General features: G+C 32.3%; 25 protein-coding genes, 1 other RNA gene, 2 pseudogenes and 1 other annotated feature. Of the genes and pseudogenes, 27 read left to right on the top strand and 1 reads right to left on the bottom strand.

Translation table 11 applies throughout. The annotated features are described in order from the left end of the window. The first annotated feature begins 77 nt into the window (after positions 1-77). The 27 genes and pseudogenes from CD135_RS04140 to CD135_RS04010 all read left to right on the top strand — a co-directional run bounded on the left by CD135_RS04140 (position 78) and on the right by CD135_RS04010 (position 24738). A pseudogene (locus tag CD135_RS04140) lies at positions 78-694 on the top strand (CadD family cadmium resistance transporter). Positions 695-854: 160 nt separating this feature from the next. Further along, a pseudogene (locus tag CD135_RS04135) lies at positions 855-1025 on the top strand (JAB domain-containing protein); the annotation flags it as partial. Between the two features lie 47 nt (positions 1026-1072). Beyond that, positions 1073-1351 (top strand): hypothetical protein, encoded by a 279-nt coding sequence (locus CD135_RS04130; protein WP_016999281.1) that lies wholly within the window; start codon positions 1073-1075, stop codon positions 1349-1351. 367 nt (positions 1352-1718) lie between these two features. Next, on the top strand, positions 1719-2165 hold the full coding sequence (locus CD135_RS04125) for a DUF4930 family protein (protein ID WP_016999279.1): 447 nt from the start codon (positions 1719-1721) through the stop codon (positions 2163-2165). 105 nt (positions 2166-2270) lie between these two features. Next, a complete protein-coding gene (gene mreC, locus CD135_RS04120) occupies positions 2271-3128 on the top strand; it encodes a rod shape-determining protein MreC (protein WP_103268874.1) in 858 nt (285 codons plus the stop codon). Continuing rightward, positions 3128-3631 (top strand): rod shape-determining protein MreD, encoded by a 504-nt coding sequence (gene mreD / locus CD135_RS04115; protein ID WP_103268873.1) that lies wholly within the window; start codon positions 3128-3130, stop codon positions 3629-3631. The genes mreC and mreD overlap by 1 nt, the downstream gene beginning before the upstream one ends. A gap of 59 nt (positions 3632-3690) precedes the next feature. Beyond that, positions 3691-3763 (top strand) — a sequence feature (ribosomal protein L21 leader region). 12 nt (positions 3764-3775) lie between these two features. Next, positions 3776-4084, top strand: a complete 309-nt coding sequence (gene rplU, locus CD135_RS04110) for a 50S ribosomal protein L21 (RefSeq protein ID WP_016911517.1) — start codon at positions 3776-3778, stop codon at positions 4082-4084. 3 nt (positions 4085-4087) lie between these two features. Then, positions 4088-4408 (top strand): ribosomal-processing cysteine protease Prp, encoded by a 321-nt coding sequence (locus CD135_RS04105; RefSeq protein WP_103268872.1) that lies wholly within the window; start codon positions 4088-4090, stop codon positions 4406-4408. A 10-nt stretch (positions 4409-4418) separates the two neighbouring features. Next, positions 4419-4703, top strand: a complete 285-nt coding sequence (rpmA, locus tag CD135_RS04100) for a 50S ribosomal protein L27 (protein WP_016999275.1) — start codon at positions 4419-4421, stop codon at positions 4701-4703. A gap of 77 nt (positions 4704-4780) precedes the next feature. After that, positions 4781-5338 carry a Spo0B domain-containing protein gene (locus CD135_RS04095; protein ID WP_245942502.1) on the top strand — a complete coding sequence of 186 codons (558 nt, stop codon included), beginning with the start codon at positions 4781-4783 and terminating at the stop codon, positions 5336-5338. Positions 5339-5340: 2 nt separating this feature from the next. Beyond that, a complete protein-coding gene (gene obgE, locus CD135_RS04090) occupies positions 5341-6627 on the top strand; it encodes a GTPase ObgE (protein ID WP_103268870.1) in 1287 nt (428 codons plus the stop codon). Between the two features lie 12 nt (positions 6628-6639). After that, complete coding sequence (locus tag CD135_RS04085; RefSeq protein WP_064211070.1) at positions 6640-7101, top strand: ACT domain-containing protein; 462 nt, start codon at positions 6640-6642, stop codon at positions 7099-7101. Between the two features lie 13 nt (positions 7102-7114). Further along, a complete protein-coding gene (gene ruvA, locus CD135_RS04080) occupies positions 7115-7705 on the top strand; it encodes a Holliday junction branch migration protein RuvA (RefSeq protein ID WP_064211069.1) in 591 nt (196 codons plus the stop codon). A gap of 13 nt (positions 7706-7718) precedes the next feature. Beyond that, positions 7719-8711, top strand: a complete 993-nt coding sequence (gene ruvB / locus CD135_RS04075) for a Holliday junction branch migration DNA helicase RuvB (protein ID WP_016999270.1) — start codon at positions 7719-7721, stop codon at positions 8709-8711. A 28-nt stretch (positions 8712-8739) separates the two neighbouring features. Continuing rightward, the gene (gene queA / locus CD135_RS04070; protein WP_103268869.1) at positions 8740-9765 is read left to right on the top strand and encodes a tRNA preQ1(34) S-adenosylmethionine ribosyltransferase-isomerase QueA; all 1026 of its coding nucleotides are present in this window, start codon (positions 8740-8742) and stop codon (positions 9763-9765) included. A 16-nt stretch (positions 9766-9781) separates the two neighbouring features. Next, positions 9782-10921, top strand: a complete 1140-nt coding sequence (tgt, locus tag CD135_RS04065) for a tRNA guanosine(34) transglycosylase Tgt (RefSeq protein ID WP_016999268.1) — start codon at positions 9782-9784, stop codon at positions 10919-10921. A gap of 12 nt (positions 10922-10933) precedes the next feature. Then, positions 10934-11197 carry a preprotein translocase subunit YajC gene (gene yajC / locus CD135_RS04060; RefSeq protein WP_016999267.1) on the top strand — a complete coding sequence of 88 codons (264 nt, stop codon included), beginning with the start codon at positions 10934-10936 and terminating at the stop codon, positions 11195-11197. A 157-nt stretch (positions 11198-11354) separates the two neighbouring features. Continuing rightward, on the top strand, positions 11355-13646 hold the full coding sequence (secDF, locus tag CD135_RS04055; RefSeq protein ID WP_103268868.1) for a protein translocase subunit SecDF: 2292 nt from the start codon (positions 11355-11357) through the stop codon (positions 13644-13646). Positions 13647-13826: 180 nt separating this feature from the next. Next, a complete protein-coding gene (gene recJ, locus CD135_RS04050) occupies positions 13827-16121 on the top strand; it encodes a single-stranded-DNA-specific exonuclease RecJ (RefSeq protein ID WP_103268867.1) in 2295 nt (764 codons plus the stop codon). After that, complete coding sequence (locus CD135_RS04045) at positions 16121-16639, top strand: adenine phosphoribosyltransferase (protein ID WP_064204324.1); 519 nt, start codon at positions 16121-16123, stop codon at positions 16637-16639. Before recJ ends, CD135_RS04045 begins: the two co-directional genes overlap by 1 nt. A gap of 142 nt (positions 16640-16781) precedes the next feature. Then, on the top strand, positions 16782-18971 hold the full coding sequence (locus CD135_RS04040) for a RelA/SpoT family protein (protein ID WP_064211066.1): 2190 nt from the start codon (positions 16782-16784) through the stop codon (positions 18969-18971). 11 nt (positions 18972-18982) lie between these two features. Continuing rightward, positions 18983-19435, top strand: coding sequence for a D-aminoacyl-tRNA deacylase (gene dtd / locus CD135_RS04035; protein ID WP_135020654.1), 453 nt, complete (start codon positions 18983-18985; stop codon positions 19433-19435). Beyond that, positions 19432-20307 (top strand): N-acetylmuramoyl-L-alanine amidase family protein, encoded by an 876-nt coding sequence (locus CD135_RS04030; protein ID WP_103268865.1) that lies wholly within the window; start codon positions 19432-19434, stop codon positions 20305-20307. The genes dtd and CD135_RS04030 overlap by 4 nt, the downstream gene beginning before the upstream one ends. A 321-nt stretch (positions 20308-20628) precedes the next feature. After that, positions 20629-21894, top strand: a complete 1266-nt coding sequence (gene hisS / locus CD135_RS04025) for a histidine--tRNA ligase (RefSeq protein WP_016999261.1) — start codon at positions 20629-20631, stop codon at positions 21892-21894. Continuing rightward, a complete protein-coding gene (aspS, locus tag CD135_RS04020; RefSeq protein ID WP_103268864.1) occupies positions 21894-23666 on the top strand; it encodes an aspartate--tRNA ligase in 1773 nt (590 codons plus the stop codon). The genes hisS and aspS overlap by 1 nt, the downstream gene beginning before the upstream one ends. Positions 23667-23722: 56 nt before the next feature. After that, a non-coding RNA gene (gene ssrS, locus CD135_RS04015) (6S RNA) lies at positions 23723-23915 on the top strand. A gap of 52 nt (positions 23916-23967) precedes the next feature. Next, positions 23968-24738 carry a tRNA threonylcarbamoyladenosine dehydratase gene (locus tag CD135_RS04010; protein WP_103268863.1) on the top strand — a complete coding sequence of 257 codons (771 nt, stop codon included), beginning with the start codon at positions 23968-23970 and terminating at the stop codon, positions 24736-24738. A 236-nt stretch (positions 24739-24974) separates the two neighbouring features. Here CD135_RS04010 and CD135_RS04005 read toward each other — a convergent pair whose 3' ends face one another. Further along, positions 24975-26243, bottom strand: coding sequence for a replication-associated recombination protein A (locus tag CD135_RS04005; protein WP_103268862.1), 1269 nt, complete (start codon positions 26241-26243; stop codon positions 24975-24977). Positions 26244-26326 lie beyond the last annotated feature (83 nt).

Raw genomic sequence — 26326 nt, 5'->3', positions numbered from 1 at the left:
ACTATATGTGTGCAATTTACGGAAGGACTTTTCATTTTGAAGAAAAGTCCTATCCCTAAAATATTGGAGATGATAAAATGATCGCGACGATACTGACGGCTACTGCGGTATATGTAGCAACAGGAATTGATTATCTCGTCATATTAATTCTTTTGTTTTCGCAAATAAAAAAGGTCAGGTAAAACATATTTGGATAGGACAATATATAGGGACTGCAATTGTGATAGGAGCAAGTCTTTTAGTTGCACAGGGGGTTGTAAATTTAATTCCTCAGCAATGGGTTATCGGACTACTTGGACTTTTACCACTTTACCTAGGCGTGAAAATATGGATTAAAGGAGAAGAGGATGAAGATGAAAGTAGCATTTTATCCTTATTCTCCTCTGGAAAATTTAATCAGTTATTTTTGACGATGACTTTCATCGTATTGGCTTCCAGTGCGGATGACTTTTCCATTTATATACCGTACTTCACGACCTTAAGTATGTCTGAAATCTTTATTGTCACTATTGTCTTTCTAATTATGGTTGGAGTTTTGTGCTATGTCAGTTACCGTCTAGCTTCCTTCGATTTTATATCGGAAACAATTGAGAAATATGAACGTTGGATTGTACCAATTGTATTCATTGGGCTAGGTATTTATATATTGTTTGAAAATGGAACATTCAATGCTCTGATTTCATTTCTTCTTTGAAGTGGCGAATCCAAACCATAAAGTAAAGTATAAAGAGGTTATCCTATTGATTGGGATAACCTTTTTATATTTAACTAATTATCATTTACGTTAAACACATGTACTTAAAGTAAGAACATTGATTTAAACCATTTTTTTCATAATTTACTCTTGATAAAGCCTAACTCCATCTTTAGAAGATATCAAAACTACGAAAAGACTATTATACTGTTGTGATTTAATGGGAATTGATTTACTAGATCATATCATTATAGGAGATGGAGAATTTATAAGTTTATTTGAAGATGACTATATTACAAAAGAAGATTTAGAAATTATTGAACGTTCATAATCATACAATGTTATAATATATGTAAAATGAAGTCAGGAGTTTTAGTTTTGCAAATTATTACGTTTATATTAGTTATTTTACCTGTATTATTTATAATTACTGTTTTTCAAAATAAAAATAGACGAGCTATTGTTAAAAAGGATTATGGCGTTGTAATGGGATTGAGTATAGTTGGTGTCTTTCTAGGTTCTATTTTAATTGCTATAAATGATAGTAGTACTAATATCAATTTCGGTTTATTTATAGGTGGTATTGGTGCTGGGATTGTGTGGGGATTATTAGTTTCTATTACATTGTTTATTTTAAGTAAATTATTAAATAAGTGATAAAGAATATTCTCACAGAATTAAAAGCCAATTATACGGCCTTAATCGTATAGTTGGCTTTAAAAATTATATAAATTTCACATGAAATACATAACGCCTTGATATACAAAATATATTACTAAAGCGATAATAGCTAATTTTATAGCGAATCTTAATATTCCAACGAAAAATCTAAAAAATATAATTAACAATAATATTGCTATGAAAATATAAATTAACTCCATAATTCTCACCTCTTAATATCATTATAAAGGCTTCAAACATATCTTACATCAGACTACAGCATGATTAAAGAGTTAGGTCCCAAGTCTGATGATAGTTTTAAAACAATTATGTATAATAAATTTGAATGAGAGGTGCCATAAAATTGAGATGGTTATTTAGGTTAATTAGAAATTTATTAGCATTAATAGCAATTATTGTTATTATTATCATTGTATATAGAAATGTACCTGCTTTAAGTGAATTAAATCCTTTCGATCATAGTGATGAAACACCACAAAGTGAACAAGTTGTTCCTGGGAGAGCTAATTCTACTTATACAATAGAAGATACACCTTTGTTAAGAAATGTACCTTTAGGACAAACGAAACAAGCTTTTAGCTGGATTAATAAGAGAGAGTTTATGGCTGTGTCTGATTTAGAAAGAATGGGCTATAATGAAAATTACGTAGCTGGTCAAAGAGGCACTGAATATATACTATATAAATTTGGTGAACCACAAATGTACGTTTATCACACAGAGCAAGATTTGAAAGATGATTTAAATGAAATGAATCAAAATATTGAACTCTTACCTGAAGAAGCATATTAACTTTTTTACTATATCGACAGTCTCGTACTTTATTTAAATGGAACTGTAAGATAAAATAGTAATATCATTGTTATTTAGACATTTGAAAATTAAGAGGTGTTTAGATTGTCGAATTTTTTTAAAAATAATAAATTAGTATTTTTTCTAATTTCCATGGTTTTGTTAATAGTAATAGTAGGGTATTCAATGAGGGCACAATCTGCATCGCTTAGTGAACAATATGCTAGTGATACATCATCATTTGGAGGTAGAATTGTTTCTTATCCTGTGACGATGGTATCGAACTTTTTCACTAATTTAACAACTTCGGAAGATGATGTTAAAAAATTAAAAGAAGAAGCAAAGCGCACTGAACAGATTAAAGCTGATAAAGCTCGTTTGGAAAAAGAAAACAAAGAATTAAAAAAAGAACTTGATATGAAAGACATTTCACAATTTAATCCAATACCTGCTACTGTAATTGCAAGAAGTCCAGATCAATGGATGAACACGATTATTATTGATAAAGGTAAAAAAAGTGGAATGAAAGAAAATATGGCTGTAATCACTAGTGAAGGGTTAGTAGGAAGAATCAAAAAAGCTAACCAATTTTCATCTCAAGTTGAACTGATTTCTACAAGTGTAAAAACGAGTAAGCTTTCTGTGGATATTCAACAAGAAGGCGAAAATGTCTTTGGTATGATTAATCGATATGACGAAGAAAAAGGGCTTCTCGTTATTAGTGATATCGATAATAAATACAAAATTAAAAAAGGGTCTAAAGTAGTAACAAATGGTTTAGGCGATCAACTTCCTAAAGGTTTATTGGTAGGAGAAGTTGAGAAAGTCGAAAATGACGAATACGGATTGTCTAAAGTAGCATACATAAAAACTTCAACAAATATTAAAGACCTTAATCATGTCTATGTGGCTAATAGAGATCCTGAGACTATCCTTTCAGCAGACGAAAGTGGTGAGGAATAATGAGATTATATGTTATTCCTCTGATTGGCGTCTTACTATTTTATCTAGATTCTTTATTAACTAGAATATCACCTATTCATCTATTTAATGAAACATTCGTTATCGTTCCATGCCTTACATTCTTATACTTACTAATAATTGCAGTTTATAAAAACCCTAAAGTAGCGATTATCCTAGCAATCGTTACTGGAATATTTACTGACATTTATTATGGCGGCGTATATGGTGTTTACACATTTGGTTATGCATTATTTGTAGTAATGATGGATAAATTATTCAAAGTATTTTATAGAGATATTTTAATGATGGTTATTTTACTCATTATTTCGGTGGTATTATTAGAAATATGGGTTATGGCTTTTTATGGCATATTAGGATTTATTTCAATAGATTTTGGTAATCTTATATTATTCCGATTAATTCCAACAATAATATTTAATTTAATTTGTTTAGTTATTATTTTTCCTTTCGTTTTGAAATTATTAGAAAGAAATACAAATTAATTAAAGAATATTGACAATAGTAACTGTAGATGGTAATCTATTGAAGTTGAGTAGTTTCAAGCTACATACAACCGCTCAATCATAGGTATTAAGTACGAACGTCACCTATGAATGGCGTGACTTAAAAAATTAGGAGGTGCAAGTATGTTTGCTATAATTGAAACTGGCGGAAAGCAAGTTAAAGTAGAAGAAGGTCAAACAATTTGGGTTGAGAAATTAGACGTAAATGAAGGTGATTCATTCACTTTTGACCAAGTATTATTTGTAGGTGGAGATTCAGTTAAAGTTGGATCACCAGTTGTTGAAGGTGCTTCAGTTACTGCTAAAGTTGAAAAACAAGGACGCGGTAAAAAAATCACTGTCTTCAAATACAAAGCTAAGAAAAACTACAAGCGTAAACAAGGTCATCGTCAACCTTACACTAAATTAACTATCGAAAAAATTAACGCTTAAGCAATGATTAAAGTAGATATTAGTTTAAACGATGAAGGGCAAGTTACAGATATTATTATGTCTGGACATGCTGATTCAGGTGAATACGGCAAAGATATAGTCTGCGCTGGCGCATCTGCAGTCGTGTTTGGTACGACGAATGCAATCATCGGTTTAACTGATGAAACACCTGATATAGATTACAGTGACGATGGTGGATATTTTCATATACGTAGTGTAAACTTAGAAAATGAACAAGCGCAAACTTTATTACAAGGCCTAATCATTTCTTTAAAGACTATTGAAGAAGAATACGGGCTATATATTAAACTAAATTACAAGTGAGGTGTAACTCATGTTAAAATTAAACTTACAATTTTTCGCATCGAAAAAAGGGGTTGGTTCTACAAAGAACGGTCGTGACTCTGAATCAAAACGTTTAGGAGCTAAACGTGCTGACGGTCAATTCGTTACAGGTGGTTCTATCCTTTATCGTCAACGTGGAACTAAAGTTTTCGCTGGTGAAAACGTAGGTCGCGGTGGAGACGATACATTATTCGCTAAAATCGACGGCGTTGTTAAATTCGAACGTTTTGGTCGTGACAAAAAGAGAGTATCTGTATATACAGCTGCTGAATAATCACTAAATTGAGACACCAGAATTTTTTCTGGTGTTTCTTTTTTTAATCAAATGATTAAAATGGTATAATAGTATTTATGAATACTTACAATATAGGTGATAAAATGGATGATTTAGATGTGTATTTAAAGTCGAGACACGATTTTGTCAATCAATTTCAACTGTTATACACTTATAAACAGTTGGGTAAAGAAAGTAAAGTTAATTCATTAATAGATGAATTGTATCATGAACTTAAACAAGAACAATTATTTTTAAATGCACCATGCAGAAAGTTTGTTCAAGAAGTATTTTCACACAAAATCTCATTGTCAGGCTCTAAATGGACATTTGAAATTGAATGTAATAGCGATGAAGATTATCAAAGGAATTTATTCCTATCAGATAACATTTTGTTAAATATTTATCACAAATGGATGAATCATATCGTCAATGAAATTGACGATTTAGATACACATATCGGATTAATTATTGAACAGGAATTTGTTACATTAATAATATCAGCTAAAGGTATTACGATAAACGAAAATGAAATTAAACAAATTTTTTCAAACTATAATATAGAAATTATTTCGTATAATCAAGAAATATGTGAATTAGAATTTTTTATTAATATTAATGAACTAGAGGTGTAAACATGTTTATAGATCAGGTCAAGATATCTTTGAAAGCTGGTGATGGCGGTAACGGTTTAGTTGCTTTTCGTCGTGAAAAGTATGTTCCGTTTGGTGGTCCGGCCGGAGGAGATGGAGGCAAAGGTGCCTCAGTAGTATTTGAAGTAGATGAAGGATTACGTACTTTATTAGATTTTAAATTCCAAAGAAAATTTAAAGCTGATAAAGGTGAAAATGGACAAAGCAGTAACATGCATGGTAGAGGATCAGGTGATTTAGTATTAAAAGTTCCACCTGGCACAATTATAAAAAAAGTAGAAAATGAAGAAGTACTAGCCGATTTAGTAGAGCATGGACAACGTGCTACAGTAGCAAAAGGTGGCCGTGGTGGTCGAGGCAATTCAAGGTTTGCATCACCGAGTAACCCAGCACCAGACTTTTGTGAAAATGGTGAGCCTGGAGAAGAAATTGAAGTTATTCTAGAATTGAAATTAATGGCTGATGTAGGTTTAGTAGGTTACCCAAGCGTAGGAAAATCGACACTCCTATCAATTGTATCTAAAGCTAAACCTAAAATAGGTGCTTATCATTTCACAACTATTAAGCCTAATTTAGGTGTTGTACAAACTAAAGACGGCAGAGGATTTGTAATGGCAGATTTACCTGGTTTAATTGAAGGAGCCTCAGAAGGTGTAGGTCTAGGTCATCAATTTTTACGTCATGTTGAACGTACGAGAGTGATAGTTCACATTATTGATATGAGTGGAATGGAAGGCAGAGACCCTTATGAAGATTATGTTACAATTAATCAAGAGTTGAAATCTTACAATGAAAACTTATCAAGAAGACCGCAGATAGTTGTTGCAAATAAGATGGACTTACCAGATTCAGAAGCACAATTAGAGATGTTTAAAGAACAGCTTGAGGAAGATGTAAAAATTGTTCCTATTAGTACAGTTACACGCGAAAATGTTGATCAATTATTATATCAAATCGCTGACTTACTCGATGAAACTGAAGGTGTAGATTTCGATAGTATAGAAGAAACAGGTATTCATAGAGTTGTCTATAAACATGAAAAATCAAGAGACCATTTTGTTATTTCTCGTGATGACGATGGAGCTTATGTTGTTACAGGTGATTCAATTGAAAGATTATTCATGATGACTGACTTCAATCGTGATGCAGCTGTTAGACGTTTTGCTAGACAGATGAGATCAATGGGTATCGATGATGCCTTGAGAGAAAAAGGCGCTTCTAATGGTGATATTGTAAGAATATTAGGTGGAGAATTTGAATTTGTCGAATAGGGCGTGTTCTAATTGAAAAAATCAAATGAATCAACAAAGAAGTTTTATTTAATTAGGGAAGATGTATTGCCAGAATCTGTTCAAAAAACTATAAAAGTAAAAAATGCGCTCATGAAAAATAACAATTTGACTATTTATGATGCAGTGAAAGAGTTTAATCTTTCTAGAAGTGCATTTTATAAATATAAGGATACGATTTTCCCTATAGATAGATTAGAGGAACAAACACGAAATTTAACTTTAATTTTGTATGTTCAAGATGAAGTAGGTATGCTTGCTTTTGTATTAAATAAAATTGCTGAATTAAAAGGATCTGTTTTAACGATTCATCAAAGTTTACCTATGAAAGACAGAGCTACTATAACGATTTCATTAAATGCCTCTAATATAGAATTATCTCTAGAAGAATTGATGGATGCTATTAAAGAAAGTCCACACGTAGATGAAGTTGAAGTTATTGGAATGAGCATGTAAAGGGAGTTATCTAATGTATGCATATATAAAAGGTAAAATTTCTCAATTATATCCAACACATATAGTAGTTGAAAATAACGGTATAGGTTATGAAATACAAACACCAAATTCATATCGTTTTCAATCTCAATTAGAAGAAGAGGCGCAAGTCTTTACACAACTAATTGTACGTGAAGACGCGCATCTATTATATGGTTTTATAGATTTAGAAGAGAAAGACATGTTTTTAAATCTTATTAAAGTTACCGGTATTGGTCCTAAATCTGCACTAGCAATATTAGCAGCCAGTACACCGAATGAAGTTAAAATTGCTATTGAGAATGAAAATGAAGCATATTTAACAAAATTCCCTGGTATAGGAAAGAAAACAGCTAGACAAATTATATTAGATTTAAAAGGTAAATTAACTATTACCGAAGAATCAGAGCTCTTTGCTCAAGCTGACGAAAGTAAAAATGATGTATTAGAAGAAGCGGTATTAGCGTTAGAAGCATTAGGTTATTCTAAACGTGAAATTACTAAGGTTAAAAAATCTTTAGAAAAAGAAACATTCGATACTGTAGATGCATGTGTTAAAAGGGCTTTAGCACTACTTATTCAATAAATGAGGTGATTTTTTGGATGATCGTGTAGTTGATGAACATGAACTTGAAGAAGATTTGCAAAATGAATTATCATTAAGACCGGACACATTGAATCAGTATATAGGTCAACATAATATTAAATCTAATTTAGATATTTTTATTAAAGCTGCGAAATTAAGAGAAGAACCTCTTGATCATTGTTTGTTATATGGTCCTCCAGGTTTAGGTAAAACGACTCTTGCTAACATCATTTCTAATGAGATGGACGTTAATTTACGTACAGCTAGTGGACCCTCTATAGAAAGACCAGGAGATTTAGCTGCGATTTTATCAGCTTTACAACCCGGTGATGTGCTATTTATAGATGAAATACATCGTTTGAGTCGTGTAGTAGAAGAAGTTTTATACCCAGCTATGGAAGACTTTTTCTTAGACATAGTAGTTGGTAAAGGTGAAGAAGCAAGAAGTATTAGAATTGATTTACCGCCATTTACATTAGTGGGTGCTACGACTAGAGTAGGAAGTCTATCAGCTCCTTTAAGAGATCGATTTGGCGTTCATTTACGTTTAGAATATTATGATGATGGAAGTTTAAAAGAAATCATTAAACGTACTGCTGAAGTCTTTAATGTTGAAATAGATGACCAAAGTACAAATGAGTTATCAAAACGAAGCAGAGGGACACCAAGAATTGCTAACCGATTGTTAAGAAGAGTGAGAGATTTTGCTCAAGTTGAAGGTGACGATTCAATAACAATTGGTACAACTAAACATGCATTAGATTTATTACAAGTTGATAAAGAAGGGTTAGACCATATTGACTATAAAATTATGCACTGTATATTGAATAATTATAAAGGTGGACCAGTTGGCCTAGATGCAATTGCTGCTACCATTGGGGAAGAACGTATTACATTAGAAGATGTGTACGAACCATATCTCATTCAAAAAGGCTTTATAGAACGAACGCCTCGTGGTAGAAAAGCAACTGCGGTGAGTTATGACCATTTTGAGATAAAGAAATAATATTAGAATGAGGAAAGAGGCAAAGCCTGTGAATATTGAAGATTTTGATTTTGATTTACCTGAGTCTTTGATCGCTCAAACACCATTGCTTAATAGAGAAAGTAGTCGACTACTAAAATGCGATAAAGTTACAGGTGAATTAGAAGATTTAACATTTAAAGATGTTATACATCAGTTATCACCGGGAGATTGTTTAGTACTAAATGATACAAAAGTCATGCCTGCTAGATTATTTGGAATTAAAGAAGAAACTGGTGCGAAAGTTGAAATGTTAATGCTAACACAACAAGAGAATGACGAATGGGAAGTACTTATCAAACCTGCAAAACGTATAAAGATAAATCAAAGTGTATCTTTTGGGGAAGGTAAAATAATTGCTACTTGTGTTAAAGAGTTAGACCAAGGTGGTAGAATTATGAAACTTTCGTATGGAGGCATTTTACAAGAACGTTTGGATGAACTTGGTGAAATGCCATTACCTCCTTACATTAAAGAAAGACTAGATGATCAAGACCGATATCAAACTGTTTATGCTAAAGCTGTTGGATCAGCTGCAGCACCAACTGCAGGACTACATTTCACTAAAAATCTATTACAAGAAATTAGAGATAGAGGTGTACATGTTGCATTTATAACTTTACACGTAGGATTAGGTACATTCAGACCGGTAAGTGTAGATAATATCGACGAACATGAAATGCATTCAGAGTATTATCAAATGTCTGAAGATACTGCTGAATTATTAAATAAAGTTAAAGCCGATGGTAAAAAAATTATTTCAGTTGGTACTACTTCAACAAGAACGTTAGAAACAATACGAAGTAGGAATGATAAATTCATAGCCGAAAGTGGCTGGACAGATATCTTTATATATCCTGGGTATGAATTTAAAGCGATTGATGGCTTAATTACAAATTTCCATTTACCAAAATCTACTTTAATCATGTTAGTTTCAGCGCTGTCATCGCGCGAAAATATTTTAAATGCTTATCGTCATGCTGTTGAATCTGAATATAGATTCTTTAGTTTTGGGGATGCAATGATTATTATATAGTGAAGGAGAAAAAGACATGCCTGCAGTAACATATGAGCATATTAAAACTTGTAAACAGTCTGGTGCAAGATTGGGAATCGTTCATACACCACATGGTTCATTTGAGACACCAATGTTCATGCCAGTTGGTACAAAAGCAACTGTAAAAACGATGAGTCCTGAAGAACTTAAACAAATGGAAGCGAAAATCATTTTAAGCAATACCTATCATTTGTGGTTACAACCTGGAAGTGATATCATTTCTAAGGTGGGTGGATTACATAAGTTTATGAATTGGGATGGACCAATATTAACTGATTCAGGAGGCTTTCAAGTATTCAGTTTAAGTGATATGAGAAAGATTGAAGAAGAAGGTGTGCATTTTAGACATCATTTAAATGGTTCTAAATTGTTTTTAAGTCCAGAAAAGGCAACGCATATTCAAAACGATCTTGGTTCAGACATTATGATGGCGTTTGATGAGTGTCCTCCTATGCCATCTGAGTATGATTATGTAAAGAAATCAATTGAAAGAACGTCTAGATGGGCTGAAAGATGTCTTGAAGCTCATAAACGTCCTGAAGATCAAGCTCTATTTGGTATAATCCAAGGTGGGGAATACAACGATCTTAGAGAGCAGAGTGCTAAAGATTTAGTTTCACTTGATTTTCCTGGTTATGCGATTGGCGGTTTATCAGTTGGAGAACCGAAACCTGTGATGTACAGAATGGTTGAACATACGACACCGTTAATGCCATTTAATAAACCAAGATATTTAATGGGCGTTGGCTCACCTGATGCATTAATCGAATGCTCAATTAGAGGTATCGATATGTTTGATTGTGTTTTACCAACACGTATAGCTAGAAATGGTACATGTATGACTTCACAAGGTAGAGTAGTGATAAAAAATGCGAAATATCAAACAGATTTATCACCATTAGATCCTGAATGTGATTGTTACACATGTAGAAACTATACTAAAGCTTATTTGCGTCATCTGATTAAAGCAGATGAAACATTTGGAATTCGTCTTACTACATATCATAATTTGTATTTCTTATTAAAATTGATGGAGAATGTTCGCCAAGCAATAAGAGAAGATCGATTACTTGATTTCAAAGATGAATTTTTCGAACAATATGGACTAAATGTAGATAACCCCAAAAACTTTTAAAGGAGTATGATTATGGAAGTATTAGTACAATTATTACCAATTATTTTGATATTTGCACTTGTTTGGTTCTTAATGATTAGACCACAACAAAAAAGAGCAAAAGAGCATCGCGAATTATTAAACCGCTTAGAAGTAGGTCAAAAAGTTACTTCAATTGGTGGAATTAAAGGTACAGTTAGAGCAGTTGACGAATCAATCGTTGTTGTTACTGTAAATGACAAAGGTCAAGAAATTACTTTTGAAAAACCTGCTATCAAACAAGTAGACCCTTCATAAAAAAGTTTACATTTTGATGGAATTAGTTTAATATATTTAACGTTAAAGACATGGTTATCCATGTCTTTTTTTGATACATGTACGTTATGACTATTCAAAAACTGGTAATGTATGCTATAACATATATAGTGAACTAAAAAAAGTAAGAGGTGTTATCGTGAAAAAGCGTAGTAGAATTATAGCCTTTTTACTTCTCTCGGTGTTGATTTTTACTTTAATAGGATCAACCGGTAAAAATATAACGAAGAATGTAAATTTAGGTCTAGACTTACAAGGTGGATTTGAAGTTCTTTATCAAGTCAATCCTTTAGATAAAGGTGACAAAATAGATAAAGACGCTGTTAAATCGACCGCCAAAACTTTGGAATCACGTGTTAACGTATTGGGTGTTTCTGAACCGAAGATTCAAGTTGAGGAAGGCAATAGAATAAGAGTACAATTAGCGGGTATTAAAGATCAAAACGAGGCTCGTGAAGTACTTTCGACTCAAGCTAACTTAACAATTAGAGATGCTAAAGATAATGTACTATTATCAGGTAAAGATTTAGTACAAGGTGGCGCTAAACAAGGTTTTAAAGATAATACAAATGAAGTAGCAGTTACACTTAAATTAAAAGATGCAGAAAAATTTAAAGGAGTAACTGAAAAAGTATCTAAAATGAATCCAAACCTGATGGTTATTTGGATGGATTACGAAAATGGAGATAGCTACGAAAAAGAAGCTAAGAAAGAACAAGAAGGCAAAGAGCCTAAGTATATTTCTGCAGCGACAGTTAGTCAGCCTATCAATTCTGAAAATGTAGAAATATCAGGCGGATTTAAAGGTGAAGAAGGCGTTAAAGAAGCAAAACAAATCGCTGACTTATTAAATTCAGGTTCTTTACCAGTTAAATTAGATGAAGTTTATTCTACTTCAGTAGGTGCTCAGTTTGGTCAAGATGCTTTAGATGAAACGATTTTTGCCTCTACAATTGGTGTAGGTATCGTATTTTTATTCATGTTAATCTACTATAGATTACCTGGTGTTGTTGCTGTTGTTACATTAAGCGCTTATGTTTATTTAACATTATTAGCATTCAACTTTATTTCAGGTGTTCTTACTTTACCTGGTCTAGCTGCTCTGGTGTTAGGTGTAGGTATGGCTGTAGACGCGAATATTATTATGTATGAACGGATAAAAGATGAGTTAAGAATCGGAAGGACATTGAAACAAGCCTTCAAAAAAGGTTCGGGTTCATCATTTGTTACAATACTAGATGCTAACTTAACGACAATATTAGCTGCATTAGTATTATTTGTATTTGGTGAAAGTTCCGTTAAAGGTTTCGCAACAATGTTATTACTATCTATTCTGATGAGTTTTGTAGCATCAGTATTCTTAACAAGATTACTGTTATCAATCTTGATTAACTCAAATTACTTTAACAAAAAGTTTACTTGGTTCGGCATATCTAAAAAATCAAGACATGATATTAGCGAAAAATTAGATGTGCATGATTTAAGCACACCTTATGATAAAGTTAATTTTGTTAAACTTGCAAAACCGTTCTTAACATTTAGTATCATAACTATTATTGTTGGTGCGATTATAATATCTATATTTAAATTAAATCTCGGTATCGACTTCACAAGTGGTACAAGAGTTGATTTACAATCTGATAATGCAATAAAAACTGAACAAGTATCTAAACAATTTAAAGATATGGGATTAGAACCTTCTCAAGTTACGACAAGTGGTTCGGGTAATAAAATGGCTACTGTACAGTTTAAAGATGCTTTAGATAAATCGGAGATAAAAAAAGTTAAATCTGATTTTAAAGATACTTTAGGTCATGACCCTAATGTTAGTACAGTATCTCCTGTAGTTGGCCAAGAGCTCGCAGTAAACGCATTGAAAGCTTTAGGCATTGCAGCGCTTGGTATCGTCATTTATGTTACATTTAGATTCGAATGGCGAATGGGAACTACTGCAGTATTAGCACTTCTACACGATGTGTTCATGATTGTAACAGTGTTTAGCTTATTTAGATTAGAAGTAGATATTACATTTATTGCTGCTGTATTAACGATAATCGGTTATTCCATAAACGATACAATCGTTACATTTGATAGGGTTCGTGAAAACTTACGTAAAATCAAAGTTATAAAAGACCCAGAAACAATTGATATGATTGTAAATTCATCTATTAGACAAACAATGACGAGATCAATTAATACAGTGTTAACCGTTGTAATAGTTGTAATTGGACTATTAATCTTTGGATCATCAAGTATATTCAACTTCTCATTAGCATTACTTATAGGACTGATTTCAGGTGTGTTCTCATCTGTGTTCGTGGCAGTTCCGCTATGGGGCATGTTGAAAAAGAAACAACTTAAAAATTCTGATGACGGCAAATTAGTTGTCTACGAAGAGAAAAAATCAAACGACGAAAAAATACTCGTTTAAAATTCATGAGCACTTATCAAAGCTACACTTTATGTGTCTGCTTTGATAAGTGCTTTTTTATGCAGTTGAAGTTTATCAATTCTATGCAAAAAATATTTATTTTGATATGCTTAATTTGTTTAGTAGAGAATCATTAATTTTTCATGTATAATGTTTTGAGTAGAAATGAGGAGATTTGTTATGACTAAAGCACGTTATCAATGGTCTATACCTAGACAAACTATAGAAATAGACAAACAGATAATTAAAAAATTTAATATTTCCCCGCTATTAGAAAAAGCATTAGTTTCTAAAGGTTATACAACACAAACTGATATCGAACATTTACTTTCTAAAGAAGAACTTTTTCATGATCCTATGTTGTTAAGTGATATGGAGAAAGCTGTTTCAAGAATACATAAAGCTATAGAAAATAGTGAGAAAATATTAGTATATGGTGATTATGATGCTGATGGTGTGACATCAACAACAATTCTCGTAAAAACGTTAGAATCACTTGGAGCTCAAGTCGGTTGGTATATTCCGAATAGATTTACAGAAGGATATGGTCCAAGTGAAGGGGCATTTCGCAATGCTCATGATGAGGACGTTACTTTAATCATTACAGTAGACAATGGTGTTCAAGGGCATCATGAAATAGATATTGCTAATGAATTGGGGATAGACGTTATCGTAACAGATCATCACGAATTTGGTATTACAAAACCTAATGCATATGCTATCGTCCATCCTGTGCACCCTGACTTCGACTATCCATTTGAATATTTAGCAGGTGTAGGGGTTTCTTATAAATTATGTAAAGCACTTAAGGCGGACTTGCCCGATTATTTTCTTGGACTTGTAGCAATCGGTACTATTGCAGATTTAGTGAGTTTAACTGATGAGAATAGATATATGGTCAAGAGAGGTTTAAACATTTTAAATGAAAAACCTTCCCCAGGTATTAAAGCACTATTAGAAGTCGCAGATTACACTGATGAAGTCAGTGAACAAACTGTAGGATTTATAATTGGCCCAAGATTAAATGCGGTTGGTCGTCTGGATGATGCTAGATTAGCATGTGAATTATTGATGTGTGAAGACAGCGATGAAGCGACATTTCTTGCTGAAGAAGTGGATCATTTTAATACTGAAAGAAAAGCAATAGTTGAAACTATTACAGAAGAAGCTCTTGTGCTCGCTCAAGAACAAATTGACACCAACGCACAATTTTTAGTTTTAGCAAAAGAAGATTGGAACGAGGGTGTTCTCGGAATAGTAGCATCAAGAATTGTTGAACAATATCATTTACCAACTATCTTGTTAAATGTGGATATAGAGCAAAATCATGCTAAAGGATCAGCTAGAAGTATTGAACAAGTATCTATGTTTGAATTTCTTCAAAATAACTCTGAACTTATACAAAAGTTTGGTGGTCATCATATGGCAGCAGGTATGACGTTAGATATTGATGCTATAGAATCATTAAAAAAAGCTTTAAATGATGAAATGTATAAGTTAACAGAAGGTAAACCACTATTACCGCAATTAACTGTGGATTCAGAAATTCAAGTATCTGACATTTCAGTTGAAAATATTTTTGACTTAGAGAGATTACGACCTTTTGGAACTGATATTTCTGCACCATTATTTGCAGTGAAAAATGTGCAGGTTAATTCGGTAAAAGGTATTGGACAAAGTGAAAAACATTTAAAACTTACATTAACCGACAAAAATATTGCAGCACTTCATTGGAATTTCGGACATCTTCAACACGACATAACAAATGAAACAACTATTAATATAGCGGGCAGCTTAAATGTAAACGAATGGAATGGACATCAATCTCCACAAATAATCGTAAAAGATTTAGAGTTAGGTAATGAACATACAGTATTCGATTATAGAAGTAAAAATAAACAAGACTTATTGAAAATTAATCAAAAAGACGCTTTGTTTGTAGTTAATTCAACAGAAGAAAAACTAAATGATAGATATGTGTTCTATGGAGAAGGATATGAAAGAAATGTTGAAGCGTGTGTGCTTAGAGATTTACCAAAAGATTTAGATGATTTAAAAACAACTTTAAATCAAGTTAATGCAGATAAATATTATTTAGTTTTTAAAGGTCAATCTAATTCATACTTTGAAGGTTTACCTAATGAACAAAAATTTAAAGAAACATATAAAGCATTACTCAGTAAAGCAGAAACAAATATTCAAACTGAAGGTATGCAACTTTGTCAATTTTTGAAAATTAAACCTGATCAATTAAAATTCATATTAAATTGCTTTTATGAATTAGACTTTATTACAATAAATGATGGTATAATAAAAGTGAATAAAGAAGCGGAAAAGAATAGCATTCAAAGTGCGCCGTTGTATCAAGAGAAGAAAAGACAAATAGAAATTGAAAAGACATTGTTATATAATGACAGTCAATCTTTAATCAAATGGATTCAGTCATTGATAGGCAACGTTGAGGAGGAAGTTTAATGGATTTAAAACAATATGTTTCAGAAGTACAAGATTGGCCAAAAGAAGGGGTTAATTTTAAAGATATTACAACAATTATGGACAATGGGGAAGCATATAAATATGCAACTGACCAAATTGTAAGTTATGCTAAAAACAAACAAGTAGATGTAGTAGTTGGACCTGAAGCAAGAGGATTCATTATAGGGTGCCCTGTGTCTTATGCTATGGGAATTGGTTTTGCACCTGTTCGTAAAGAAGGTAAATTACCTCGTGAAGTTATTCGTTATGAATATGATTTAGAATATGGCTCTAACGTTTTAACAATGCATAGAGACGCAATTAAACCTGGTCAACGTGTGCTTATTACTGATGATTTATTAGCAACAGGCGGTACAATAGAAGCTGCTATCCATTTGGTGGAATCACTAGGTGGTATTGTAGTAGGTATTGCTTTCTTAATAGAATTGAAATATTTACACGGAATAGATAAACTAAAAGGATACGATGTTGTATCTTTAATTTCATATGATGAATAGTATGTAAATACTCAAATAAAATAGTCACTTTTGTGACTATTTTATTTTTAGATTAAATATAATAATTATATGTGGCATATTACTTATATTAATTGCTATAATAGTAATATTAAAGAGAAATTTGTGATGAGGTGGTGTCCCTATGAATAAAGAATATCCTTATAGTGCTGATGATGTTTTATATAAAGCTAAAAGCTACTTATCCGAAGAAGCTTACAAATTAGTTGAAAAAAGTTACGATTTAGCTTTTAAAGCACATCAAGGCCAAATTAGAAAAAATAATTTACCTTATATTATGCATCCAATACAAGTTGCAGGTATTTTGACTGAAATGAAGTTAGATGGCCCAACAATTGTTGCTGGATTTTTACATGATGTAATTGAGGATACACCTTATACTTACGATGATTTGGTTGAAATGTTTAATGAAGAAGTTGCAATTATAGTAGATGGTGTGACAAAACTTAAAAAAGTAAAATATAAATCAAAAGAAACGCAGCAAGCTGAAAACCATCGTAAACTATTTATAGCAATCGCTAAGGACGTAAGAGTTATACTTGTGAAATTAGCAGATAGGCTTCATAACGTCAGAACTTTAAAAGCCATGCCAAAAGAAAAGCAAAAAAGAATAGCAAAAGAAACATTGGAAATATACGCACCTTTAGCTCATAGATTAGGTATTAATACGATTAAATGGGAACTGGAGGATATTTCTTTAAGATATATAGATAGCGTTCAATATTTCAGAATAGTTAATCTTATGAAGAAAAAAAGAAGTGAACGTGAAACATATATTGCTAATGCTGTTAAAGATATTGAATCAGAAATGGAAGTTATGGATATTTCTGGCGACATAAGCGGACGACCTAAACATATATATAGCATCTATAGAAAAATGGTTAAACAAAAAAAGCAATTTGAACAAATATTTGATTTATTAGCTATTAGAGTCATAGTGCCATCTATTAAAGATTGTTATGCTGTATTGGGCTTAGTGCACACACTTTGGAAACCTATGCCTGGCAGATTTAAAGACTATATAGCTATGCCAAAACAAAATATGTATCAATCATTGCATACAACGGTAGTTGGACCAAATGGCGATCCTTTAGAAATTCAAATCAGAACATATGAGATGCATGAAATAGCTGAACATGGTGTTGCTGCTCATTGGGCTTATAAAGAAGGTAAAAACTTAAGCAATAAATCTGAAGAATATTTACAAAAAATGAGTTGGTTACAAGAGATAGCTGAAACAGATAACACATCTCCAGACGCTGAAGAATTTATGGAATCATTAAAATATGATTTACAAAGTGATAAAGTTTACGTCTTTACGCCAGAAAGTGATGTTGTAGAACTTCCTTATGGTGCTGTACCAATAGACTTTGCTTACTCTGTCCACAGTGAAGTGGGGAATAAGATGATAGGAGCAAAAGTAAACGGTAAAATCGTGCCGATTGATTATAAATTATCTACTGGAGATATAGTTGAAATTAGAACGAGTAAACATTCATATGGACCGAGTCGAGATTGGTTGAAAATTGTGCGTTCTTCAAGTGCTAAAAGCAAAATTCGCAGTTTCTTTAAGAAACAAGATAGATCTGCAAACATTGAAAAAGGCAAGTTTATGATTGAAGCTGAAATTAAAGAACAAGGTTTCAACGTAGATGAAGTATTAACTTCTGAGAATATCAAAAATGTAAATGAGAAATATAATTTTTCGAACGAAGATGATTTATATGCAGCAGTAGGATTTGGAGGCATCACCGCGTTACAAGCTGTTAATAGATTATCTGAAAAAATTAGAATAGAACGTAAAAAACAGTCATTAAACCAAGTTCAAGAAGTCAGTAAGTCTATGCCGATTAAAAATGATATACGTACTGAAACAGGTGTTTATGTAGAGGGCTTGGACAATATGTTAATCAAATTATCGAAGTGCTGTAACCCTATCCCTGGTGATGATATCATCGGCTACATTACAAAAGGACATGGGGTAAAAGTACATAGAAAAGATTGCCCTAATATTATTAATGAAACCGAGAGATTAATTGATGTAGAATGGGTTAAAAATACAAATGAACAAAAAAGTTACCAAGTTGATTTGGAAATTACAGGATACGATCGAAATGGCTTGTTAAATGAAGTCTTGCAAGTTGTAAATTCAATTAAAGTACAATTAGTAAAAGTTTCAGGTAAAGCTGATATAGATAAAAATGCTGTTATAAACATAAGTGTTATGGTTAAAAACGTTAATGACGTTTATCGAATTGTTGATAAAATAAAACAATTAGGCGATATCTATACAGTTACCCGTGTATGGAATTAAGAGGTGATATTTTGAAAGTTGTTTTACAAAAAGTAAGTCAAGCTAAAGTGACATCTGAAAATATTCAAAATGAAATTAAACAAGGTTTTTTATTGCTAGTAGGAGTTGGTGAAGAGTCAACGTATAAAGATGCTGACGCCATTGCTAAAAAAATCGCCAAAACTCGAATTTTTGAAGATGACCAAGGTAAAATGAATTTAGATATACATCAAATTGATGGGGAAATACTATCTATTTCACAATTCACAATATATGCTTCAGTAAAAAAAGGAAATAGACCTGGGTTTACGAATGCTAAAGAACCAACCGAAGCTAACAATATATATAGATATTTTAATGAACAATTAGCTTCTTATGGTATACCTGTCAAAAGTGGTGAATTTGGTGCACATATGGATATATCACTTGTTAATGATGGTCCAATAACGATTATTTTCGAAAGCAAGGATGGTATTATTCAATGAACCGAATAAGCTTATGGTTTAAAAAAAAGAAACTAAAGCCAATACCGATTATTATCGTGGGATTAATATTATTAGCATTAATTATTATTATTATTATTAATCTCTTAACACAAGAAGATGAAGAACCTAAGTCACTTTCTATGATAGAAGATGGTGAACTGAGAACCGGTCCAGCTGCATTTTATCCAATTATATTTGATGTTAAAGATGGAGATAAGTTTGAAATCATAGATAGAGAAGGTAAATGGTTTGAAGTCATTAATAGTGACAATGAAAAGGGTTGGATTGCTGGTTGGCATACAAATTTAGATATTAAAGAAGATGTGGATCCAGTCCAAAAACCATTAAAGGGTAAAACCATTGTACTTGATCCAGGGCATGGTGGAAGTGATCAAGGCGCGGCAAGCTCCAAACACAAAGACGTAACAGAAAAAGTAATGACGTTAAAAACTGCTAAAGAATTGGAAAAAATGTTAAAAGATGAAGGTGCTAAAGTAAAATTAACACGTTCAAAAGATGAGTACGTTAAATTAAAAGATAGACAAGCTGATGGAGATGTATTCATAAGCATACATAATGACGCACTTGAATCTTCTAATCCACATGGTTTAACAGTTTATTATCATCATGAAAGTCATAAAGATTTCGCAAAAACTTTACACACTTCAATCAATCAAAAGTCTATCTTGTCTGATAGAGGGGTAAGAAATGAAAACTTCCAAGTTATTAGACAAGCTAAGTCACCTGCTGTATTATTAGAACTTGGATATATAAGCAACCCAACTGATGAAAACTTAATCGTTGATCGCAAATACAGACACATAGTTGAAACTGGTATTGTAGATGGTTTGAAAGTTTACTTTTCAAATTAAATGTTGACTGAAATTAATTATGGGGTTACTATTAATATAAATTACTAAATATAAACTTACCGTTTATTCTTGAATAGTATACACTTTAGGCTGAACACAGAGATTATAACATGTGCTGAAAGTTATAAAGATGCCACGTATACTTTTGAACACAAGAAGAGGGAATCTTATGAAAGTAAGATCGATTGACATCCGTTACAATGTTGTTAAGTGAGTATTCTTTTATAGAGAATACTAATTAGGGTGGCAACACGGAATCTTCGTCCCTTGTATGTTTATTAAGCATACAAGGGACTTTTTTAATTTTAAGGAGGAAATTAAATGATAAATATACCACGTGGCACACAAGATATTTTGCCGAAAGATAGTTATAAATGGCAGTATATTGAAAATAAATTACACGAACTGATGAAAATTTATAATTATAAAGAAATTAGAACACCTATATTTGAAAGCACGGATTTATTTAGTAGAGGTGTTGGAGATTCAACTGATGTCGTACAGAAAGAAATGTACACATTTAAAGATAAAGGTGATAGAAGTCTCACATTGAGACCTGAGGGTACTGCTAGTGTAGTGAGAAGTTTCATAGAAAATAAAATGCAAGGTAATGCGAATCAGCCTGTAAAATTATATTATACTGGTCCTATGTTTAGATACGAAAGAAAACAAAAAGGACGTTATCGTCAATTCGTTCAATTTGGAGTAGAAGCAATTGGATCAGAAAATCCTGCAATCGATGTTGAAATTATTGCAATGCTTGTACACATTTATCAGTCATTCGGTTTGAAAAACTTAAAACTAGTTATTAACAGTATTGGTGATGCTGAATCAAGAGCAGATTATTCTAAAGCATTACAAGAACATTTTGAGCCAGTCATTGATACATTTTGTCAAGATTGTCAAAACAGACTTTATACAAATCCAATGCGCATTCTAGATTGTAAAGTTGATCGAGATAAAGAAGCTGTAAAAAATGCGCCGAAAATTACTGAATACTTGAATGATTATTCAAAAAGTTATTTCGAAGAAGTTAAAACACTATTAGATGAAATTGGTATTGAATATGAAATTGATAGCAATTTAGTACGTGGTTTAGATTATTATACGCACACTGCATTTGAAGTAATGAGCAATGCAGAAGGATTCGGAGCTATTACAACTCTATGTGGCGGTGGACGTTATAATGGATTATTAGAATTATTAGATGGTCCAAAAGAAACAGGTATAGGATTTGCTTTAAGTATTGAAAGACTATTGCTCGCTCTAGAGGCGGAAGGCATTGAAATAGAACAAGAAGACTCTATAGATTTATTCATTGCTACTATGGGAGAGCAAGCTGATCATTATTCAGTAGAATTACTTAATAAACTAAGATTAGCAGGTATTAGTTGTGACAAAGATTACTTAAGTAGAAAATTAAAAGGCCAAATGAAACAAGCTGACAGATTAAATGCAACTTATACAATTGTTATTGGTGAAGATGAATTACAAAAAGAGCAAGTAGAAGTTAAAAATATGAAAACTGGCGAAAGTGAACCAGTAGCATTTTCAGAATTAGAGAATTATTTAAAGGTGGAATCATAATGAATAAAAGAACAACTTATTGTGGAAGTGTAACAGAAGAATATATTGGACAGACAGTAACTTTAAACGGATGGGTACAAAAAAGACGTGACCTTGGCGGACTTATTTTTATAGATTTACGTGACCGTGAAGGCGTAGTACAAATTGTTTTTAACCCAGATTTTTCAGATGAAGCTTTAAAAATTGCTGATAAAGTTCGTTCTGAATATGTTATACAAGTTAAAGGTCAAGTAACTAAAAGAGATGAAAAATCAGTTAATGATAAAATTAAAACTGGTAAAGTAGAAGTGCAAGTTTCAAGTATAGAAATATTAAATGAATCTGAAACACCACCGTTCTCAATTACAGATGTAAATGATATAGATGAAAATGTTCGTCTTAAATATAGATATATAGATTTACGTAGAGAAAGTTTAGCTCAAACATTTAAAATGAGACATCAAATTACACGCTCTGTTAGAAACTACTTAGATGAAGGAGATTTCTTTGAGGTTGAAACACCTGTTTTAACGAAATCAACACCAGAAGGGGCTAGAGACTACTTAGTTCCATCACGTGTCCATGATGGTGAATTTTATGCATTACCTCAATCACCACAAATTTTTAAACAGTTATTAATGATAGGCGGTTTTGATAAGTATTATCAAATCGTTAAATGTTTCAGAGATGAAGATTTAAGAGCTGATAGACAGCCTGAGTTTACTCAAATAGATATCGAAATGAGTTTCGTTGATCAAGAAGATGTTATGACAATGAACGAAGGTTTAATGAAACGTATTATGAAAGACGTTAAAGGAATCGATATTACGACACCATTCCCTCGTATGACTTACGCTGAAGCAATGGAGAGATATGGTATTGATAAACCAGATACACGTTTCGGTATGGAATTAATCAATTTATCACAATTAGCTTCACAAATGGAATTCAAAGTATTTAAAGGTGCTGTTGAAAACGGTGGGGAAGTTAAAGCGATAGTTGTTGAAAATGGAGCAGACGACTATTCAAGAAAAGATATTGATCAATTACAATCATTTGCAAGTATATACGGAGCTAAAGGTTTAGCTTGGGTTAAAGTAACTGATGAAGGATTAAACGGTCCAATTAGCAAATTCTTTAATGAATCACACACAGAAGAATTATTAAAAGAAACAGAAGCAAAATCTGGTGATTTAATTCTATTTGTTGCAGATAAAAAAGATGTTGTTGCAGCTAGTTTAGCTCAATTAAGAAATAAACTTGGTAAAGAACGTGGCTTAATAGATCCTAATCAATATAACTTCTTATGGGTTACAGATTGGCCATTATTTGAATATGACGAAGATACTAACCGTTATGTTGCTGCCCATCATCCATTCACTGCTCCTAAAAAAGAACACGAAGATATGTTAGAAACAGATCCTACAAATGTTGAAGCAAATGCTTATGACATTGTATTAAATGGATTTGAATTAGGTGGGGGTTCAATCAGAATCCACAAATCTGACTTACAAGAAAAAATGTTTAAAGCTTTAGGGTTTACAGATGAGGAAGCTCAAGAACAATTCGGTTTCTTAATAGAAGCGTTTAAATATGGAGCACCTCCACATGGTGGAATTGCTTTAGGGTTGGATAGACTTGTTATGTTATTGGCTGGTAGAACTAATTTACGCGATACAATTGCTTTCCCTAAAACAGCAAGCGCATCTTGTTTATTAACTGACGCACCAAGCAAAGTATCAAATAGCCAATTACAAGAATTACATTTACAATTAGATTTAGACGAAGAATAACAAAAGTATAAATACTTGTTATTTAAAAGAATTATGATAAAATAAATTTATAAGGTAGACATCTGAAGTGTTCGTGATACGCTTTATGTATTTTGACCTAACACTTTCGATCAAGGGAGCCTAATGGGTTTTCTTAATAGCGCATACGCCTCTTAAGGAGGACATGCAAAATAAGAAACAGGGCACCCACCTGTATTTAGCAGGCCAAAATGATCTAGCACGCAATATTACGGCACAATTGGATTCTATCGGTACGCAAGACTCTATGTCTTGCGTATTTTTGTGTAAAGGAGTTAAAAATATGACTAAACATCAATTCTCAAGAAATGAGTTAGCGATTGGTAAAGAAGGATTAGATTTACTTGAAAGCAAAACAGTTGTTGTACTAGGAGTAGGCGGCGTTGGTTCTTTTGCTGCTGAAGCACTAGCAAGAACGAATATAGGACATATAATTTTAATCGATAAAGATGATGTAGATATTACAAATGTGAATAGACAATTACATGCACTTACTACAACAATTGGACAATCTAAAGTTGATTTAATGGAAGAACGCATTAGATTAATCAACCCAGATTGCAAAGTCACTTCATTACATATGTTTTATACAGAAGAAACATACGAAGCATTATTTAATGAATACGATATAGATTATTTTTTAGATGCTAGTGATACAATTATGTACAAAATACATCTTATGAAAGAATGTTTAGAAAGAAACATCAACGTGATTTCAAGTATGGGGGCTGCAAATAAAACAGACCCTACTAGATTTGAAATTGCTGATATTTCAAAAACACATACTGATCCAATGGCAAAAATTATTCGTCTTAAACTTAGAAAAATGGGAATTCATAAAGGAATAAATGTAGTATTTAGTGATGAAAGTCCTATTGTAATAAGAGAAGATGTTAATGAAGTCGTCGGAGATAAAAATGCTAAAGTTAGAAAAGCACAAATGCCACCATCTTCAAATGCTTTTGTACCAAGTACAGTAGGATTGATTTGTGCTAGTTATGTAGTGAATGACATACTAAAAGATATTCATGTTAAGAGAGTTAAAGATAAGTAAAAACAACAGGCTGAGACATTTATATGTCCCAGCCTGTTTTTATTATATAAGTACGTGTAGCTTATTGTTTATAATGAATAAGAGAATAATGGATTCTCTAACGTGCATGAAATATAAGACAAGCTCGTTACATTCTCTAACGAGCTAGTGATGATAAACAAGCCTGTTAGAGTGATATTTCCTACGATTTTGTATAATGTTGACTCCGTTTATATTCTAGATGACTTTATTATAAATTACTTTTTGTTTTTTAAATTTTTGTAGACTTCTGCAAATTGTTGTTCAGCTTTGGATGTTAATTTTGGTTGGTAGTATTGTTTATGCTTTAACGTATCAGGTAAATATTGTTGTTTTACATAACTATTTTCATAGTTATGAGGATATTTATAGCCTATTGCGTTACCTAAATCTTTAGCACCTTGATAGTGTCCATCTTTTAAATGTTTTGGCACAAGACCTGCTTTACCATTTTTAATATCTGATAATGCTGAATCTATTGAGGTAATAGCTGAGTTAGATTTAGGAGAGAGGCACAGCTCTATAACTGCCTGACTTAATGGAATACGTGCTTCGGGAAATCCTAATCGTTCACTTGCTTCAATTGCTGATAATGTTCTTGCTGCAGCGCCTGGTGAAGCTAAACCAATATCTTCATAGCTAATAACTAATAAACGCCTAGCTATAGTAGGTAAGTCTCCAGCTTCTATAAGTCGTGCTAAATAATGTAGTGCAGCATCTACATCACTACCTCTAATAGATTTTTGGAATGCGCTCATGACATCGTAGTGTTGATCACCATCTTTGTCATGCTGAAAAGCGCTTTTTTGTATACATGTTTTTGCGTCTTCAACCGTAACGTGTCGAGTGTCATTTTCGATATCTGCGCTTAATACAGCTAGTTCTAATGCATTCAAAGCGCTTCTTACATCACCATAACTAGCTTGTGCGAAATAAGCGATTGCTTCTTCATCTACTTCAGGTTGATATGATAATAATCCATTTTCTTCATCGTTTAATGCACGATTTAAAGCTTCTATAATGTCTTCCTCTTCTAGCGGATATAATTCGAAAATTTGAGCTCTACTTCTAATCGCTGGATTAATAGCATGATATGGATTTGAAGTGGTTGCACCAATTAAAACTATTTTGCCCGATTCTAAGTGAGGTAATAAAAAGTCTTGCTTCGCTTTATCTAATCTGTGAATCTCATCTAACAGTAATATAACTTGTCCAGAAATTTTAGCTTCTTCTACGACAAGTTGCATATCTTTTTTCGTGTTTGTAACAGCGTTAAGCTGTCTAAACTTATATTGTGTACTACCTGCAATAGCTTGTGCAATGCTTGTTTTTCCTATTCCTGGGGGCCCATAAAAAATCATAGACGTTAATCTTTTAGTTTCTACCATTCGTCTAATAATGGCTTTAGGTCCAACTAAATGATCTTGACTAATGACATCATCTATCGTTTTTGGACGCATTCTATATGCTAACGGTTCGTTTTTCATCTGTGATCAACCTTTCTAATTACTCAAACTGTCAAAAAAATGATAAAATAAGTTAAACAATACTTTTTAAAGAAAACAAGAGG

The sequence above is a fragment of the Mammaliicoccus lentus genome (assembly GCF_002902755.1).
In the GTDB taxonomy this organism is placed as follows: Bacteria; Bacillota; Bacilli; order Staphylococcales; family Staphylococcaceae; genus Mammaliicoccus; species Mammaliicoccus lentus.
This window is presented reverse-complemented; position numbering and strand designations above follow the sequence as displayed.